Annotated in this window: 13 protein-coding genes; 9 read left to right on the forward strand and 4 right to left on the reverse strand. The window is 60.7% G+C overall.

Annotated features, from left to right (window positions below; genetic code table 11):
- Positions 1-52: 52 nt before the first annotated feature.
- Positions 53-190, forward strand: a complete 138-nt coding sequence (locus FGL65_RS18300) for a hypothetical protein (RefSeq protein ID WP_187170408.1) — start codon at positions 53-55, stop codon at positions 188-190.
- Here the strand turns inward: FGL65_RS18300 and FGL65_RS15420 are convergent.
- Positions 187-2,382, reverse strand: a complete 2,196-nt coding sequence (locus tag FGL65_RS15420) for a methyl-accepting chemotaxis protein (RefSeq protein ID WP_250645511.1) — start codon at positions 2,380-2,382, stop codon at positions 187-189. The genes FGL65_RS18300 and FGL65_RS15420 overlap by 4 nt on opposite strands.
- Positions 2,383-2,687: 305 nt before the next feature.
- On the opposite strand from FGL65_RS15420, the gene FGL65_RS15425 reads away from it, so the two are divergent.
- Entirely contained in the window at positions 2,688-4,460 is a 1,773-nt protein-coding gene (locus tag FGL65_RS15425; protein WP_147822153.1) for a glutamine--tRNA ligase/YqeY domain fusion protein, read from the forward strand.
- A gap of 357 nt (positions 4,461-4,817) precedes the next feature.
- Here the strand turns inward: FGL65_RS15425 and queF are convergent, their stop codons facing one another.
- Positions 4,818-5,321: a preQ(1) synthase gene (gene queF / locus FGL65_RS15430; RefSeq protein ID WP_147822154.1), complete on the reverse strand. Its 504-nt coding sequence runs from the start codon at positions 5,319-5,321 to the stop codon at positions 4,818-4,820.
- Between the two features lie 159 nt (positions 5,322-5,480).
- Here queF and FGL65_RS15435 point away from each other — a divergent pair, with 159 nt between their 5' ends.
- A complete protein-coding gene (locus FGL65_RS15435; protein ID WP_147822155.1) occupies positions 5,481-6,119 on the forward strand; it encodes a queuosine precursor transporter in 639 nt (212 codons plus the stop codon).
- A 143-nt stretch (positions 6,120-6,262) separates the two neighbouring features.
- Here FGL65_RS15435 and FGL65_RS15440 read toward each other — a convergent pair whose 3' ends face one another.
- Complete coding sequence (locus FGL65_RS15440) at positions 6,263-8,284, reverse strand: methyl-accepting chemotaxis protein (RefSeq protein WP_147822156.1); 2,022 nt, start codon at positions 8,282-8,284, stop codon at positions 6,263-6,265.
- Between the two features lie 9 nt (positions 8,285-8,293).
- Positions 8,294-8,752: a cytochrome c family protein gene (locus FGL65_RS15445; protein WP_147822157.1), complete on the reverse strand. Its 459-nt coding sequence runs from the start codon at positions 8,750-8,752 to the stop codon at positions 8,294-8,296.
- A gap of 318 nt (positions 8,753-9,070) precedes the next feature.
- On the opposite strand from FGL65_RS15445, the gene FGL65_RS15450 reads away from it, so the two are divergent.
- From FGL65_RS15450 to FGL65_RS15475, 6 genes are all read left to right on the forward strand, one after another.
- Positions 9,071-9,679, forward strand: coding sequence for a TetR/AcrR family transcriptional regulator (locus tag FGL65_RS15450; protein WP_147822158.1), 609 nt, complete (start codon positions 9,071-9,073; stop codon positions 9,677-9,679).
- 588 nt (positions 9,680-10,267) lie between these two features.
- Positions 10,268-10,576, forward strand: coding sequence for a phage regulatory CII family protein (locus FGL65_RS15455; protein ID WP_147822159.1), 309 nt, complete (start codon positions 10,268-10,270; stop codon positions 10,574-10,576).
- A gap of 59 nt (positions 10,577-10,635) precedes the next feature.
- Entirely contained in the window at positions 10,636-11,640 is a 1,005-nt protein-coding gene (locus tag FGL65_RS15460) for a PDC sensor domain-containing protein (RefSeq protein ID WP_147822160.1), read from the forward strand.
- A 39-nt stretch (positions 11,641-11,679) separates the two neighbouring features.
- Entirely contained in the window at positions 11,680-13,797 is a 2,118-nt protein-coding gene (locus FGL65_RS15465; protein WP_147822161.1) for a hybrid sensor histidine kinase/response regulator, read from the forward strand.
- Positions 13,798-13,914: 117 nt separating this feature from the next.
- Positions 13,915-14,226, forward strand: coding sequence for an Hpt domain-containing protein (locus tag FGL65_RS15470; RefSeq protein ID WP_147822162.1), 312 nt, complete (start codon positions 13,915-13,917; stop codon positions 14,224-14,226).
- Positions 14,227-14,236: 10 nt separating this feature from the next.
- Positions 14,237-15,493: a PAS domain S-box protein gene (locus tag FGL65_RS15475; protein ID WP_147822163.1), complete on the forward strand. Its 1,257-nt coding sequence runs from the start codon at positions 14,237-14,239 to the stop codon at positions 15,491-15,493.
- Positions 15,494-15,544: the final 51 nt, after the last annotated feature.

The raw sequence follows: 15,544 nt of genomic DNA on the forward strand, positions 1-15,544 counted from the left end.
CCCTATTCAGGGAGGTGCGGAAAGCACCCAACCCGAACGGGAGGGAACAGTCATGAAGCGTCTTGCATTCGGCCTGATCCTGCTTTTCATCCTGGCGGCACTGACCGCACCGGTCCACACGGGACACAGCCATGAAAAAAGGCCGCCCCGGGGGACGGCCTGCATCACATATTCCAAGGGGCGCTCCTAGCTGCCTTCGGCCTTGAGATCCTCCACCAGCTGCGAAAGCACCCTGGCCTGCTCGGAAAGCCCCTGGATGTCCCTGCCGGAACGGCCGACGCGGTCGGTGTTGTCCCGGGCAATGCCGTTGATCTCGTCCACGCTGCGGGTGATCTGCTCGGACGCCGCGGACTGTTCCTCGGCAGCGGCGGCAATGGACTGCACCTGCGCCGCGGCCTCCTGGGCCATGCGCACGATCTCCTGCAACATTGTGCCGGATTGATTGGAAATTTCCGTTGCCCCGTTAATGGCGTCCACGGCCCTGTCCATGCCCTGCACGTTGAGCTTGGCCAGATGCTGGATGCCCTGGATATTGTCGCCCACTTCCTTGGTGGCGCCCATGGTCTTTTCCGCCAGCTTGCGCACCTCGTCGGCCACCACCGCGAATCCGCGCCCGGCATCACCGGCACGGGCGGCCTCGATGGCCGCGTTGAGCGCCAGCAGGTTGGTCTGGTCCGCAATGTCGTTGATCACGTTCATGACCTGGCCGATGGCCTCGGACTGGGTCCCGAGCTTGTGCATGTTCTCGCGCAGTTCCATGGTCAGCTGCTGCATGTCGGCCATGGCCTGCACCGTGTCGGAAACCAGCCCTGCCCCTTCCAGGGCCTTGGACCGCGAATGGTCGGCCTGCTCAGCGGCCTCCGCCGCGTTGCGTGCCACCTCCAGCACGGTGGCGTTCATCTGCTCCATAGCCGTGGCCGCCTCGTTGATGCGCTCCAGTTGCACGTCCGTGCCGCTCCGGATCTCCTCGCCCACCCGGGCGATATCGCCGGTGGCCTCGTTGATGTGCCCCACCACGCCCTCCAGGCGTCCGGCGGCGGTGAGCATGCCCTCCTTGGTGGCCACCCTGGCCTGCGCCATGGCCTCCTCGGCCTTTTGCAGGGCGTCGTGCGCCGCCTCGGCCTGTCTGTTGGCCTCGGCCTCCTTGGTCTCCATTTCCGTGATGTTCGTCTTCAGGGTGGTGATCATGGCGTTGAGGGACCGCTGCATGAGCGAGGTCTCGTCGCTGCCCTCGGGGGAAAGCCGCACGTCCAGGTCTCCCCCGGCTACGGCTTCGGCGGCCTCCATGGTTTCGCGCAGGGGATTGGTAATGACGCGGTTCAGGAACAGGGCCACGCCCACGGCAAGGGCCAGGCTGATCCCCAGCCCCACGATCACCGCGGTATCGGCCATGACCACGGCCCGGCCAAAGGACTGTTCCGAAAGGGCCAGAACCTGGTCGAGCTGTCCCACCATGCGGCCGCCGATCTCGTCGGCTTCCTTTTCCAGACCGGAGATGCCCACCAGGGCCTCCACATAGCCGCGCTGCGCAGCCACCATGGCCTTCGAGGCCGGGGCCAGCTTCTGCGAATGCACGTCGCGGAGCACCTGGGCCAGCGCACGGAGTTCGGGCACCTTTTTCTGGCGCAGCTTGAGCACGGTGAGCCCGGCCACTTCTCCACCGTCCAGCAAGGCATTGACCGCATCCAGGAAATGTTTTTCAGCCTGTTCATACTCGGCCAGAGCTCGGTCCAGGTCCTGCGTCGTGACGCTGCGCGCGGCCGCTTCGAGGCCGGCGCGGACCTCGGCCATGGCTACCCGGGCCTCCATGATGGTATCCTGCCAGACCATTTCCTTGCCCAGGATGCTGTAGGGCGAGGCCCCGGCATCCAGGCGCTCAGTGATCTGCCCGCGAATCTTTTCGTCCAGGGCCAAGGCTCCCCGCTCGAATTCCTCACGCGCCGAGGCTAGGCGGCTCATGGACTGTTTGCGGGCGGCGACGACCTGGGGCATGTCCCCGGCAAAGGCGTGGATGCGCTCCATGCGCGGCTTGAATTCCTTTTCGAAAAACTGCCCGGCCTCGTCCGCAAGGCCCCGGATTTCCGAACCGGCATCATCCTCGATGGTCTGCGCGCCCTCGGAAAAAGCGGCGGCCTGCAGCTCGTGCCGGTCCCAGAGCGCGGTGATGTCCGCCTCGCTTTCGGCCCGCAGCATCTTGGTCACCGACTGCAGGTCGCCTTGAACGGCCTGTTTCATGGTCCGGGCGGAATCGAGCACGCTCCCCGCGCCCACCATGACCCGGTTGCAGTTGAAAACCAGGAGCCCTGTAACGGCGAACAGCAGGATGATGACGGCGAAACCGCCAAGAATCTTCAGCCCAATTCGAATGTCGGATACCTTCATGAAACTCCCCCGCGAAAGTAGCAAATCAATGGGAATGGTGCAGCAATAGCAGACATATAATAGCATTTGGAGAAAAAACTCAAGGCGGCGTATTTTGCAAAATATTATTCAGTTTTAAACGCGAATCGCCATATAATCGACTGTTCGATTCGTTTTGCAAAGACACCCCCCGGCCGACCGGCCACAGCTCCGTTGACCGTCCGGCGGAATTGCCGTATTTCCTGCACAGCATAATTTTTCACCGCTAACACTGCCCGGGTTTCCTGTATTTTCCGGACATGAACGATACTGAAAAGGGAGTACGAATGAGCAACCAGCCCGAGGCCCCGGAAAAGGGCAAGGACTTCATCCGCCAGATCATCGACAAGCACCTGGAAGAAGGCGCCTACGACCGAGTGCACACGCGCTTCCCGCCCGAGCCCAACGGCTACCTGCACATCGGGCACGCCAAGTCCATCTGCCTGAATTTCGGCATTGCCCGCGACTACCAGGGCAAGTGCAACCTGCGCCTGGACGACACCAACCCGGTCAAGGAAGACACCGAATACGTGGACTCCATCAAGGAGGACGTGAAGTGGCTCGGCTTCGACTGGGAGGACCGCCAGTTCTTCGCTTCGGACTATTACCAATTTTTCTATGACGTGGCCGAACTGTTCATTCGCATGGGCAAGGCCTACGTGGACCACCTTTCCGCCGACGAGATCCGCGAATACCGAGGCACACTGAAAGCGCCGGGCAAGAACTCGCCCTACCGCGACCGCAGTGTGGGGGAAAACCTGGAGATCTTCCGGGCCATGCGCGACGGCGGCCTGAAGGACGGCGAATGCGTGCTGCGCGCCAAGATCGACATGGCCGCGTCCAACGTCGTGCTGCGCGACCCGACCATCTACCGCATCAAGCACGCCCATCACCACCGCACCGGCGACGCGTGGTGCATCTACCCCATGTACGACTTCGCCCACTGCCTGTCCGACGCCCACGAAGGCGTGACCCACTCCATCTGCACCCTGGAATTCGACAACAACCGGGCCCTGTACGACTGGGTGCTGGACACCCTCATGCAGGGCATGAAGGACGAATCCCTGTTCAGCGAAAATCCGGAATTTCTGGAATTCCTGAAATCCAAGCCCGGCTTTGCAGCCCGGCCGCACCAGTACGAATTCGCCCGCCTGAACATCACGGGCACCGTGCTTTCCAAGCGCAAGCTCATCCAGCTGGTGCAGGAAGGCCACGTGGACGGCTGGGACGACCCGCGAATGCCCACCATTTGCGGGTTCCGCCGCCGGGGCTATACCCCGGAATCCATCCGCGACTTCTGCGACCGCATCGGCGTGGCCAAGTCGGACAGCACCGTGGAGCATGCCCTGCTCGAACACTGCGTGCGCCAGGACCTCAACGACCGCGCCCCGCGCTACCTGGGCGTCATGAATCCGCTCAAGGTGGTCATCGAGAACTACCCGGAAGGCCAGGTGGACGAATTCGAGATGCCCCTGCATCCCGAGGACGAATCCATGGGCTCGCGCATCGTGCCCTTCTCCAAGGTCATCTACATCGAGCGCGACGACTTCATGGAAGAGCCGCCCAAGAAATTCTTCCGTCTCGGACCGGGCCGCGAAGTGCGCCTGCGCTTCGCCTACTACGTGACCTGCACGGACGTGATCAAGGACGAGAACGGCGAAGTGGTCGAGCTGCGCTGCACCTACGACCCCGAGACCCGGGGCGGCTGGTCCAAGGACGGTCGCAAGGTCAAGGGCACCCTGCACTGGGTTTCGGCCAAACACGCCGAGCCCGCAGAGGTGCGGCTCTACAACCACCTGTTCACTGTGGACAACCCCAATGCGGCCGAGGAGGGCAAGACCTTCCTCGACTACATCAACCCCGAGTCCAAAACCGTGCTCACCCAATGCCTGGTGGAACCGGCCCTCAAGGACATGAAGCCGGGCACCAACTTCCAGTTCGAGCGCACCGGCTACTTCTGCGCCGACTCCAGGGACCACGTCCCGGGCGGCAAGCTGGTCTTCAACCGCACCGCCACCCTCAGGGACAGCTGGGCGAAGATCCAAAAACAGATGGGATAGCCCTCGGATACATAACAAAGAGAAGGCCCGCCTTGAGCGGGCCTTTTTTATGCCTCCGGCGGCCAAAGGGCTAAGCCCTTTGGAAACCTGGCTTGTGGGGGCGTCTTCATCATTCGCTACGCTCAAGCTGAATCCACCCCCACGGGAAGCTTGAAAAACGAAAACGTCAAACAGCTGCACGGACTTGCTATAATCCCCCTGACGTTCAATTGGGCGACTTACAAATTTCCAGGCTGCCAAGAAGGGCGTGGTATACCAGGAGTAAGAAAAAGGCAGGCCCGACGTGTATTCACACATACACGAGGGTCTGCCCTTTTTTGAAACGACGCCGTAGACGCGCCCTTATCGGCAGCCTGGCTAGGCGCTGTGTCGTCCGCTCTCCCGTTTCCATTCGGAAACAAGCTCGCGCACCTGGTCGAGCATGGGCGAATCCTGCTTGTAGCGCTCGGCGAACACATGCAGATAGGTCGCCCCGCGCGGGGTGAACAAGCCCTTGACGCGGCACCAGTGCGGGTCCAGGGCCTCCACGAAATGATCCAGCATGGTGTTGGCGATGGTCTCCATGAACGACTGGTGGTTACGGTAGGCCCCCATATACAGCTTGAAGCTCTTGGATTCCACGATGCTCTTGTCCGGAACGTATTCGAAAACGATAGTGGCGAAATCCGGCTGGCCGGTCTTGGGGCACAGGGAGGTGTATTCCGGAAATTCGATGCTCACCATGTACGGACGGTTCGGATAGTTATTGGGAAAGGCCTCCAGGATCCCGGCATGCGGCCCTTCGGTGGGGTACTCGGTTTCCCCGCCCTGGCCCAGGGTTTTCAAATGGTCGGTCTTGTCCTGGCTCTTGGTTCTGGTCATTTTTTTCTCCTTGAATTGGTGGCGCATTTTGACTTTTCCCTCCGGGGATGGCAAGGGTCTGATCCATCGGCAACGGAACCGCCCGGGTCTTTCCGCCCGCAAGCGGACGCAAGTGCAAAACACCCTTTCGGACTGTTTATCCCAGAGGAGAAACAAACCATGGATTCCTTTGAGCGCAGGGCGCACACCCTGCTCGTCGGCCTTTTCGTGGGCGGCCTGGTCAGCGCCGCCGTCATTTCCAGCAAAATCATCACCGTGTTCGGCGTGGCCGTGCCCGCAGGGGTGCTGGCCTATTCCGTCACCTTTGCGGTCTCGGACGTCGTGGGCGAACTGTGGGGCCCGGAACGGGCCACGGACCTGGTCCTGGCCGGATTCATTAGCCTGCTCGGCGCGACCCTGATCTGCTGGCTGGCCGTGGTCTGGCCCGCAGCGGGTTTCTGGTACAACCAGGAAGCCTTTTCCGGCGTCATCGGCAGCACGCCGCGCATCGTGGCCGCTTCGCTTTTGGCCTATGCGGTCAGCCAGAAGCATGACGTCTGGCTCTTCCACCTGCTGAAACGGAAGACCTTCGGCCGGGCCCTGTGGCTGCGCAACAACGTCTCCACCGCCCTTTCCCAGCTCATGGACTCGGCCATTTTCGTGACCGTGGCCTTCTGGGGCATCCTGCCCGTGGGGGAAATCATCCTGGGCCAGTGGATCGTCAAGCTCGCCATCGCCGCCCTGGACACGCCCGTGGTCTACGCGGCCGTGGGGTTAATCCGGCGCAGGCAAAGCGCCCCCGCCCAGGCCCAGGCGTAAGCATAAGACGCACCAAAAGGCGGACAGGGAAAACATTCTCCTGGCATCCCCGCTCGATAAAACACGGCCCGTCTCGTATTACGCAAGACGGGCCGTTTTTATGCTTCGGATTTCCACGGGGTGCGCTGAAAGCGCTTACGCCCCTATTGCCGCATTTCCTGAATGAGATGATCAAGCTGCTGCGCCAGCCGCGACAGCTCCGAGACGGCCTCTGCCGAACCGGCCATGATCCGGGCCGTTTCCATGGCAATGGTGTTGATCTCGTCCGTGGAGCGGTTGATCTGCTCGGTGGTGGCGGACTGTTCCTCGGACGCCGTGGCAATGGAGCGCACGTCGTCCGCGGAACGCTGCACCAGCGCCACAATGGCCTTGAGGGTCTCGCCGGACCGGGCCGCAAGCTGGGTGCTCTCCTCCACCGCGGCGGAGGCGGCCTCCGTGCCCTCGATATTCACGTTGATGGCGTTCAGAATGGTGCCTATGGCGTTGCCCACTTCGCTGGTGGCGCCCTGGGTGCGTTCGGCCAGCTTGCGGACCTCGTCGGCCACCACGGCGAACCCGCGTCCGGCCTCGCCCGCGCGGGCGGCCTCGATGGCCGCGTTCAGCGCCAGCAGGTTGGTCTGGTCCGCAATGTCGTTGATGACCTGCATGACCTGCTTGATGGACTCGGCGTGCTCGCCCAGGTCGGCCATGTTGCTCTTCAGGGTGTCGGCCTGGCGCTGCACGGTATGAATGGATTCAATGGCCTGGACCACCACCTCGGAACCCTCCAGGGCGTGGGCCTTGGCATTGTCCGCGCCTTCGGCGGCCTGGGCGGCGTTGCGCGCGATCTCGATGACCGAGGCGCTCATCTGCTCCATGGCCGTGGAGGTCTCTTCGGTGCGCTGCCGCTGCACGTCCGATCCGGTGCTGGCCTCGTCCACCTGGGCGGAAAGCTCCTCGGCCGCGGCCGCCAGGGAAGAGGCGATTTCCACGGCTTGACCGGCAACCCGGGCGATCTTCTCGTTCTGCTTGACCACCTCGGCCTGCTTCTGCTTGATCTCGGTCAGGTCGTTGAGCAGGGTAAAGGCCCCGATAAGCTCGCCGTCGAGGTCGAAAAGCGGCGCGGTGTCGATACTCAGATGCCGGACCTCTCCCGTGCGCGTATGCAGGTCGCGCTCCAGCCCCAGCTCGGGCTCGCGGGAACGCAGGCAGCGTCCCGTGACCGTTTCGTCCCTTCGCTCGTTGTAGATCAATTCATCCACGCGGCCGCCGAGATAATCCTTGGGCGCGCCGGAGATCGCGAACAGATCCAGCAGCGGCTGGTTCACGAAGGCGATGCGTTCTTCAGAATCGGCCACGAAGAAAGGCGTGGTCATGCCGTTGAGGATGCCGTCGGAAAAGCCGAGCTTGTTCTTAAGTTCGGCCACCATGCCGCCCAAGTTCCGGGAAAGCTGCCAAAGCTCGTCCTCGCCCTTGACGTTGAAGTCCGCATTGTAGTCGCCCTCCATGACCTTGTCGCTGGCCCGGGCTATGCGCAGCAGGCGGGTGATGATGGAACGGCGCACGAAAAAGAGCACCGCAGCCACCAAAACAATCATGCCGGCCACGGAGAGCCCCACCCCGGTCAGGGTGTTGGCCGCAATGTGGTCCATGCTTGCGCTGATGTCCTGAACGACCACCATCTCGCCCAGGATGGGCTCGGATTCGCCGTGGCAGTGGTGGCAGGCCCTGCGATTCTCCACGGACATGATGCGGGCGAAATAATCCCGCCCGTCGCTGCTGAAGCGGAGATTTTCAGCCCGGGCCGTTTCCAGCCCCTGCCTAACGGAATCCAGCAGATCGGCGTCGGAGCGGACCGTGGTGAAATCCTTGCGCACGGACTCGGGCTCCGTGCTGTAGGTCACGTTGCCCTTGTAGTTGGTCATGAACAGGGCCACGTCCTTGTATTCCCCGGCCAGAAAGGCAAACTGCTCCTTGGTGCCCTCGTCGTCGCCCACGACCATGGGCTTTTCAATGGCCTGACGCATGAGCTGGGAAACCCGGGTCATGTTCACGTCGAGCTGCTCGGTGAAGGCCGAATACTGCTCCTGGGCGTTCATTGCCGTGATGCCCGCAAAAACCACCACGGCAATACCGGTCAAAAGCACTGAGATCTTGACGTTGAGACGTTTCTTGAACCAATCCATGGCGACCTCCTAGTGAGCCCCGCTGAACAGCAGCGGCTTGAAGTTGAAGTCGCCCACGCGCTCTTCGCTGTGGCAGACCTGACAGTCCTGGATGGTCGGAGTTCGGGAGATCAGTTCGGGATCCCCGTCCTCGGCGTGAAGCGAGCCCGGCCCGTGGCAGGTTTCGCACCCCACGTCGGCCATTTCGGGCGTTGCCTCGTAGCTGGTAAAGCCACCGGGTTTGCCGTAGCCGGTGGTATGGCATTCAAAACACTTGGCCGCTTCCTTAGGCTTGAGGTCGGAGAGCATGATCTTCACGCTCTCCCAGGAATGGGCCTTTTTGGAATATTTCTGGTAATTCTCGAACTGCTCCTCATGACACTCTGCGCACTGCCTGGTTCCAATGAACCGGGCCTCCTGCGCCAACGCGGCCCCTGCTCCCAGCCAGCACACGGCCAGAAGCAGGACACCGGCACACATGACACGCATGCACACCCCCGTCTTTGTTGAAGACGCCATCCCTCACTGGCGTCGGCATCGCCGCAAAAACACGGCCGAACTCCTCCCACGAAAGAGTTTTGCGTATATATATATATATAGCCGCCGTCAAGCTGCGTATATCATTACTTTCATGCCCGAATGCCGCTCATTGGAGGCGAAATGCGCACCAAGGCATGCACACAGCGGATGCACGCAGAAAAATATTTTTTTGTGCTTGACTTTGATTGATCGATCAATATATCTCTTGTTCAACGATTGATTGACGAATCAATCCTTCCAGTCCACTGAAGGAAACGGCTTGAAAAGATGACAAAGAAAGACGCGATTTTACTGGCAGCCCAGGAGGCCTTCGGAGAGCTCGGTTACTCGGGCACCACCATGAAGGACGTTTCCATGAGAGCCAACGTGTCTTTCGGCTTGGTCTCCCATTACTTTGGCAATAAACACGATCTGTTCCTTGCCGCTGGATTCGACATGGTAGACCGCCTCATCACTATCCTGAGACAAGCGACAGCTGGTGGAGAAAATGGACTGGATGCGATCCACAAATACATGGACGCGTATTTCGACTTCACCATCGAGCACAGAAAGACTTTTCCGGTGCTCCTTCGTTGCTCACCGTTCAGCCACATTGAGCCGGGTGTGGATGCGAGCAAGGTCGCAGTCAAGTTTCAGGACATGATCGATGCCTTGCGCGAGGCAGTTGCCCGAGGCATCGAAGATGGAACAATCAGGGAGGTCCTCATGGAGGAAACCGCTCTGATCATATACGGCAATATCATCGGCGCCGTGAGAACCAAGCTCCTCACCCCTTACGACACCGACCGGATATATGCCGAAACTCTCAGCCACGTCATACGCAGCCTTGAGTGCAGCTCCTCGACACTCGACGCGGCAGACAGGCTTGAGGGATGATATAGACACCTACGTCACCTGGTTGCGGAAAGCATAACAGTTTTCCGGAACCGCCTGAGGAAGACCGACACTCCTCCTCAGCATTCAGTGCAGAAGCCGGACGCCGCCTCCGACGGAACGCAGGATTGGACCGCAAACCAAAACCAGCTTCCAGACGTCCGGCCGGCACGACCCGGGAAGGTTCGCCCATCTTCCGGGTGCAAGCAAGGGGGCCGCGCAAGCGGCCCCCTTGACCTGTTTTCAGCCCACTTCCTCAACAAATCTAATACGTTCACGCAACACCATCCGGCTACATTTCTGCAATTAAAACAAACGATTGAATCCATTCCTTCACGCTTCTTTACAATTGTGCGACACAGTGTCGCATGCGACAGTCTTGCACGAAAGTGTCGCATTATAACGACACAATGCGACAGGTGTCGCCATCTGTTGCACTTTTGCACATCCGCAGCCAATTCACCGAAATAACAAAACTAACGCCGCAACATATCCCGCGACAAATTCATGGCACGGCCCTTGCTTTGTACCAAATCTACAAAGGGTGGTTATTGCATCGGAAAATGCCAAAACCAAAGCGGAGGGCGAGACATGTTTGGGAAAAGCGTGACCAAAGTCGTACAGGACTGCATCCTTGACAGCGGTATCCAGGCCAAGGTCGTGGCCGAGATGATCAACAAGCCGTATTCCACACTCATGCGCGAGATCAATCCCTTTGATTCCAGCGCCAAGCTCGGGGCCGAAACCCTGCTGGACATCATGAAGGTGACCAAGGACACCCGCCCCCTGAAATTCATGGCTGCGGAAATGGGGTATTCACTTGAAACCCTCAAGAACGGGACATCCAACGAATACCGCATGAACTACTCCGAACAATACGACGCAGCCGAAGCAAGCTAGATGACACGGGGAGCCCGAAAGGGTTCCCCTTTTTTTGTTTACGCCCACAAGGGGCTCCCATGAGCAGGACAACGGTTTTTCTCTGTCTGGTTCTTTTGCTTTTGAGCACTGCCTGCACCAGCGGCCCGGAACAGGCCCGCCTGGAGCGTGGGGAGGCGGCTGCGGAACGCCTTGCGGAAAGCATCAACAACGATTTCATTCCCATCCGGCGGCGAGTCGTCCAGCTGGCCGAAAACATTCGCGCCCTGTATTTGGACAAGGACGCGGTCCTGAAACGGGTGGACACCTCGAAATACCGCATGGCCGACAACGGCATCCTCTACAAGGCCGTCTCCGACGGCAAGGCGGCCCTGTTCGTTTCCGGCTGCACCCCCATCACCCCCGAGGTCATGGAGGAAGCCTACTTCACCGAAGGCATCGACGAAGATCTCGAAACCGCCTGCCGGGACTTCCCGTCCGTTGTCCAGGCCTACTACAACAGCGCCAACAACCTGAACCGGATATACCCCCCCTTCGACGTGCTGGCCCAGTTCGAACCGCGCATCGATATCACCAAGTTCAATTTCTATTATCTGGCCGACGAGCAGCACAATCCGAAAAAGGGTCCGGTATGGGTGGCCGAACCGTACGTGGACCCGGCCGGGCGGGGATGGACCGTCTCGGTCATCGCTCCCGTCTACGTGAACGGGGAGTTCAAGGGAGTGCCGGGCCTCGACGTGACCGTCGGCACCATTGCCGACCGCTACATCCGGCCCGGGGACAAGCACATCCTGCTGGTGGACGGCGAGGGCGTGGTCATCGCCGGGCACGAGGATTTCATCAGCCTGTTCTCCCTGCCGCCGCTCGCCGACCACAAATACCTGACCACCATCAAGCAGGACACCTACCGCCGGGACGACTATTCCCTGCTCAAGAGCCGGTCCAAGGCCGTGCGCGCCCTGGGCAAAAAGCTGCTGGGCGCCACCTCCAACCAGGTGGGCATAAGCATCAGGGGAAGGTCCCACACCATCCTTTCCCGAAGAATTCCTGAACTGGGGTGGACGTTATTGTATCTCGTGGAGTAAAAGGAATACTGGTTCCAATAGTATCCGGGAAACACCACGATGACTGAACACGGACACCGCAAGGGATTCTTCTCTCTCTCCTTCAAGCACACGGCGGCATTGCTGGTGTTTCTGCTGCTCTGCTTCCTGGGCCTCAGCGCCTGGATCGTCACGGACATCATCGCCAACACCACCCAGGTCCGCGAGGAGGGCCTCTTCAAGCAGACGCAGCGGGCGGGCCGCAACCTGGAATACCGCTACAGGATCTTCCTGGAGGACCTCACCAGTTTCATTTCCCAGAAACTGTTCACCGATTTTTCCCACTGGGACCGGGAGGACTCCGAAACCCTGCTACGTATCAAGCGCTTCTATGCCCGGCACCAGGACATCATCCGCCGCATCACCGTGCAGCAGAACGACGGGCGCTGGATCAGCGTCCACAAGACACCGGAAAACTACTATCTGGTGAACCGCAACGAAACCCCGGGCAAGCTGCTCTTCGAAACGGCCAAGCCCATGCTCATCCGCGACAGGACTCTGTTCCATTACGTGGAGCCCGTACGCGGCCCCAGCGGCGAGGTGGACATGCGGATCATCGTCAGCACCAGCCTTTCCGACATGTTCCTCGCGGAATCCCAGAGCCTGTTCCTGGGGCCGGAAAGCTGGATGTGGCTCATTGATGACGACGGGGAGGTCTTGAATACGGTCGCGATCAGCAACCAGACCGGTCAGGTCCAAAACGTCGCGCTGGACGAGATGGCGACCATCCGGCGGGACATCCGCCTGGGCTACGAGGGCATACTCCGCCACAAGCTCGAGGGAAATCCTCCTGTGGACGTGGTCTCGGCCTACTATCCCGTGCGCATCTTCGACAGCATGTTCGGAGTGGTCTTTTCCGTGAGCCGCCAATCCGTGGCCTCGGGCATCGTCTCCGCGTCCCTTTCCCTGGGCGCGATATTCCTGGCGCTGCTCATCATGCATTCGGCCGCCTTTTTCCTGACCCTGCGCCAGCGCACCCTGGCCGTGCACGCCGCCGAGGCGGCCAACCAGGCCAAAAGCCGCTTCCTGGCCAACATGAGCCATGAGATCCGCACCCCGCTGAACACGGTGGTGGGCATGGCCCAGCTGGTGGAAAAGGCCGAGGACCTTTCCGAAGAGCACCGGGAAAACATGCGCCTGATCATGACCGCCTCGGAAAACCTGCTCCAGATCATCAACGACATCCTGGACGTCTCCAAGGCGGAGGCGGGACAGCTCAAGATCATCAACGAGCCCGTCAACCTGCGCACCCTAGTCTCCGAACTGGCCGATATCCACGGCGTCCCGGCACGGGCCAAGGACATCGAACTGAAGACCATGTTCCTGGACGCCCCGGAATGGGTGGAAGCCGATCCGGTGCGGCTGCGGCAGGTGCTCATCAACCTGATGGGCAACGCCGTGAAGTTCACGTCCCAGGGGGGCGTGAACCTGACCGTTTCCACGGCGCCGGGAACACCGGCCCCGGAAACCGCGATCATCCGCTTCGAGGTGAGCGACACGGGCGTGGGCATCCCGCCGGACAAGATCGAATCCGTGTTCCAGGCCTTTACTCAGGCCGACGGTTCGACCGCGCGCAGATTCGGGGGCACAGGCCTGGGGCTGACCATCGCCAACGGGCTGATCAAGCTCATGGGTGGCAGCGGCATCAAGGTGGAAAGCAGCCCGGACCAGGGCAGCACCTTCAGTTTCGAACTTCCGCTGCGGATAACCGAACCGCCCGCAGCCGAGCCGGACGCTGTCAAGGCCCAGCACTTCAGCGGCGCGTACCCGGAAACCAGGATCCTGGTGGCCGAGGACACACGCATGAACCAGATCCTGCTGGAAAAGATATTCGACAAGATCACCGTGGGCGGAGTGGACTACGTGGACAACGGCCAGATCGCCCTGGACACGCTCCTGGAAAACCCCGAGCGCTACGACCTGGTGCTCATGGATATCCAGATGCCGGTGCTGGACGGCCTCTCTGCCACACGCAAGATCCGCGCGGCGGGCATCACGGTTCCGGTGGTGGCCCTGACGGCCCATGCCCGCCCCGAAGACCGGAAGCAATGCCTGGACTCGGGCATGAACGATTTCATCGCCAAGCCCTACAAGCTGGAAAAACTGCTTCAGGTGCTGGAAAAGCATGCGGCGGGCTAAGACTGGAAAACAATGAACAAAATCATACCGCCCGGCCTTTCGGTGGTATATAACCGGACGAAAGTGCACTACGTTTTCACCGTGCGGAACGATTTCAGCCAAGGCAGGTAACCCCGTATGCTCAGAGACATTTCCCGAAAATACTACGCCGATGAATTTGAACTGGATACCGCGGATGTGGAGGATCTCATCAACGAAGCCCTGGTCACCCTGCAACGGAACATCACCGTCTTCGAAAAACTTTTTGCCGACGGCAATGACCGGGGGGCGATCCGGGAAGCCGCCCATGCCATCAAGGGCAACCTGTTGAACATGGGGCTGGACGACCAGGCGCAGCTGGCGCTGGACATTGAACTGAATGCGGAAACGGACCTGGAAACGGCCCGGGAACGTTTTTCAGCCCTGAAAAAGGAACTGGAAAGATTCTAACGGGGAACCTATGGAAATCACGCCGGAAATCCTTGTCGTCGACGACCAGAAATTCACCCATGTGCTCATGAACAAGGCGCTCAAGGAATTGAACGTACTTGTGGCTTCGGCCTTTTCCGGCCAGGAGGCGCTCGACCTGCTGCCCGAGCACGACTTCAGCGTGGTGCTCATGGACCTGCGAATGCCCGGCATGGACGGCATTGAAACCGCCCGGCGCATCCGCAGCGCCCCCCGAACCGCGGACCTGCCCATCATTTTCATTACCGCCGCCACCGGCGACGAGGAACACGCCATGCGGGCCTATAAGCTCGGGGCCGTGGACTTCCTGTACAAGCCGGTCTCCGCGCCGGTGCTCAAGTCCAAGGTTGCCGTGTTCGTGGAGCTTTTCCGCAAGCGCAAGGCCCTGCAGCAACGCAGCGAACAGTACCGGGACGTGCTCGAAGCCATTGCCGAGGGGCTCATCACCGTGGACATGGACTGGAACATCGTGGAAGCCAACGACTCGGCCTGCATCCTGTTCGGGTACGGCCACGAGCACATGAAACGCATGGCCCTGCCCGACCTGATGTTCAAGGAGAACGGCGACCTGCTCCAGGAAATCAACGACGCCATGGAGCACAACGTCACCTTCCAGGTGGAGGCCCAGGCCGTCCACCGCAACGGGAACATCTTCTGGGCCGAAATCCGGGGCTCCATATTCATGTACAGCGGTTCCCCGCACATCCTGGCCGTGACCCAGGACATCACCGCGCGCAAGGAAAACGAACTGGAACTGGAAGAACACCGGGTCCGTCTGGACACCCTGGTGGAACAGCGCACCGAGCAGCTCCGCCTCGCCCTGAAGGAACTCCAGGAAAGGAAGAACGGCCAACAGGCGGCCGCCGTACCGGGGGAGGCCTTCGAATGCAGGCAGGGATTCATGAACGCCCTGCCCGAACCCATGTATCTCAAGGACACCAAGGGGTTCTTCATCGGCTGCAACACGGCCTTTGCGGACCTTTTCGGCATCGCTCCGCAGGACATTGTCGGCAAGACCGCCCTGGACCTGCACCCCTCCGACGTGGCCGCCCTGCTGCAGCAAAAGGACAGCGAGCTCCTCCAGTCCGGGGCAACGCAACAATTCTCCCTGCCGTTTTATACCCCGGACGGCGCCCGGCACCACGTGCACCTGCACCGGGCCTTGTACAGGGACACGTCCGGCCAGCCAGCGGGCATCGTCTCCGTGGTGCTGAAAACCGACGACGAACAGCAGCCCGTCTCCGCCTAAGCTCGTCCCCATACTTCCCGGACGCCCGCATGCGTCCGCACTTCCCCCGAC

It is taken from the genome of Salidesulfovibrio onnuriiensis (genome assembly GCF_008001235.1).
GTDB lineage: Bacteria > Desulfobacterota > Desulfovibrionia > Desulfovibrionales > Desulfovibrionaceae > Pseudodesulfovibrio > Pseudodesulfovibrio onnuriiensis.

What these genes read in the sequence shown, in the direction of transcription:
- FGL65_RS15425 (WP_147822153.1), top strand. Translation starts at nt 2,688, where the DNA reads ATGAGCAACCAGCCCGAGGCCCCGGAAAAGGGCAAGGACTTCATCCGC.
- FGL65_RS15470 (WP_147822162.1), top strand. Translation starts at nt 13,915, where the DNA reads ATGCTCAGAGACATTTCCCGAAAATACTACGCCGATGAATTTGAACTG.
- FGL65_RS15450 (WP_147822158.1), top strand. Translation starts at nt 9,071, where the DNA reads ATGACAAAGAAAGACGCGATTTTACTGGCAGCCCAGGAGGCCTTCGGA.
- FGL65_RS18300 (WP_187170408.1), top strand. Translation starts at nt 53, where the DNA reads ATGAAGCGTCTTGCATTCGGCCTGATCCTGCTTTTCATCCTGGCGGCA.
- FGL65_RS15460 (WP_147822160.1), top strand. Translation starts at nt 10,636, where the DNA reads ATGAGCAGGACAACGGTTTTTCTCTGTCTGGTTCTTTTGCTTTTGAGC.
- FGL65_RS15445 (WP_147822157.1), bottom strand. Translation starts at nt 8,752, where the DNA reads ATGCGTGTCATGTGTGCCGGTGTCCTGCTTCTGGCCGTGTGCTGGCTG.
- queF (WP_147822154.1), bottom strand. Translation starts at nt 5,321, where the DNA reads ATGACCAGAACCAAGAGCCAGGACAAGACCGACCATTTGAAAACCCTG.
- FGL65_RS15420 (WP_250645511.1), bottom strand. Translation starts at nt 2,382, where the DNA reads ATGAAGGTATCCGACATTCGAATTGGGCTGAAGATTCTTGGCGGTTTC.
- FGL65_RS15475 (WP_147822163.1), top strand. Translation starts at nt 14,237, where the DNA reads ATGGAAATCACGCCGGAAATCCTTGTCGTCGACGACCAGAAATTCACC.
- FGL65_RS15440 (WP_147822156.1), bottom strand. Translation starts at nt 8,284, where the DNA reads ATGGATTGGTTCAAGAAACGTCTCAACGTCAAGATCTCAGTGCTTTTG.
- FGL65_RS15435 (WP_147822155.1), top strand. Translation starts at nt 5,481, where the DNA reads ATGGATTCCTTTGAGCGCAGGGCGCACACCCTGCTCGTCGGCCTTTTC.
- FGL65_RS15455 (WP_147822159.1), top strand. Translation starts at nt 10,268, where the DNA reads ATGTTTGGGAAAAGCGTGACCAAAGTCGTACAGGACTGCATCCTTGAC.
- FGL65_RS15465 (WP_147822161.1), top strand. Translation starts at nt 11,680, where the DNA reads ATGACTGAACACGGACACCGCAAGGGATTCTTCTCTCTCTCCTTCAAG.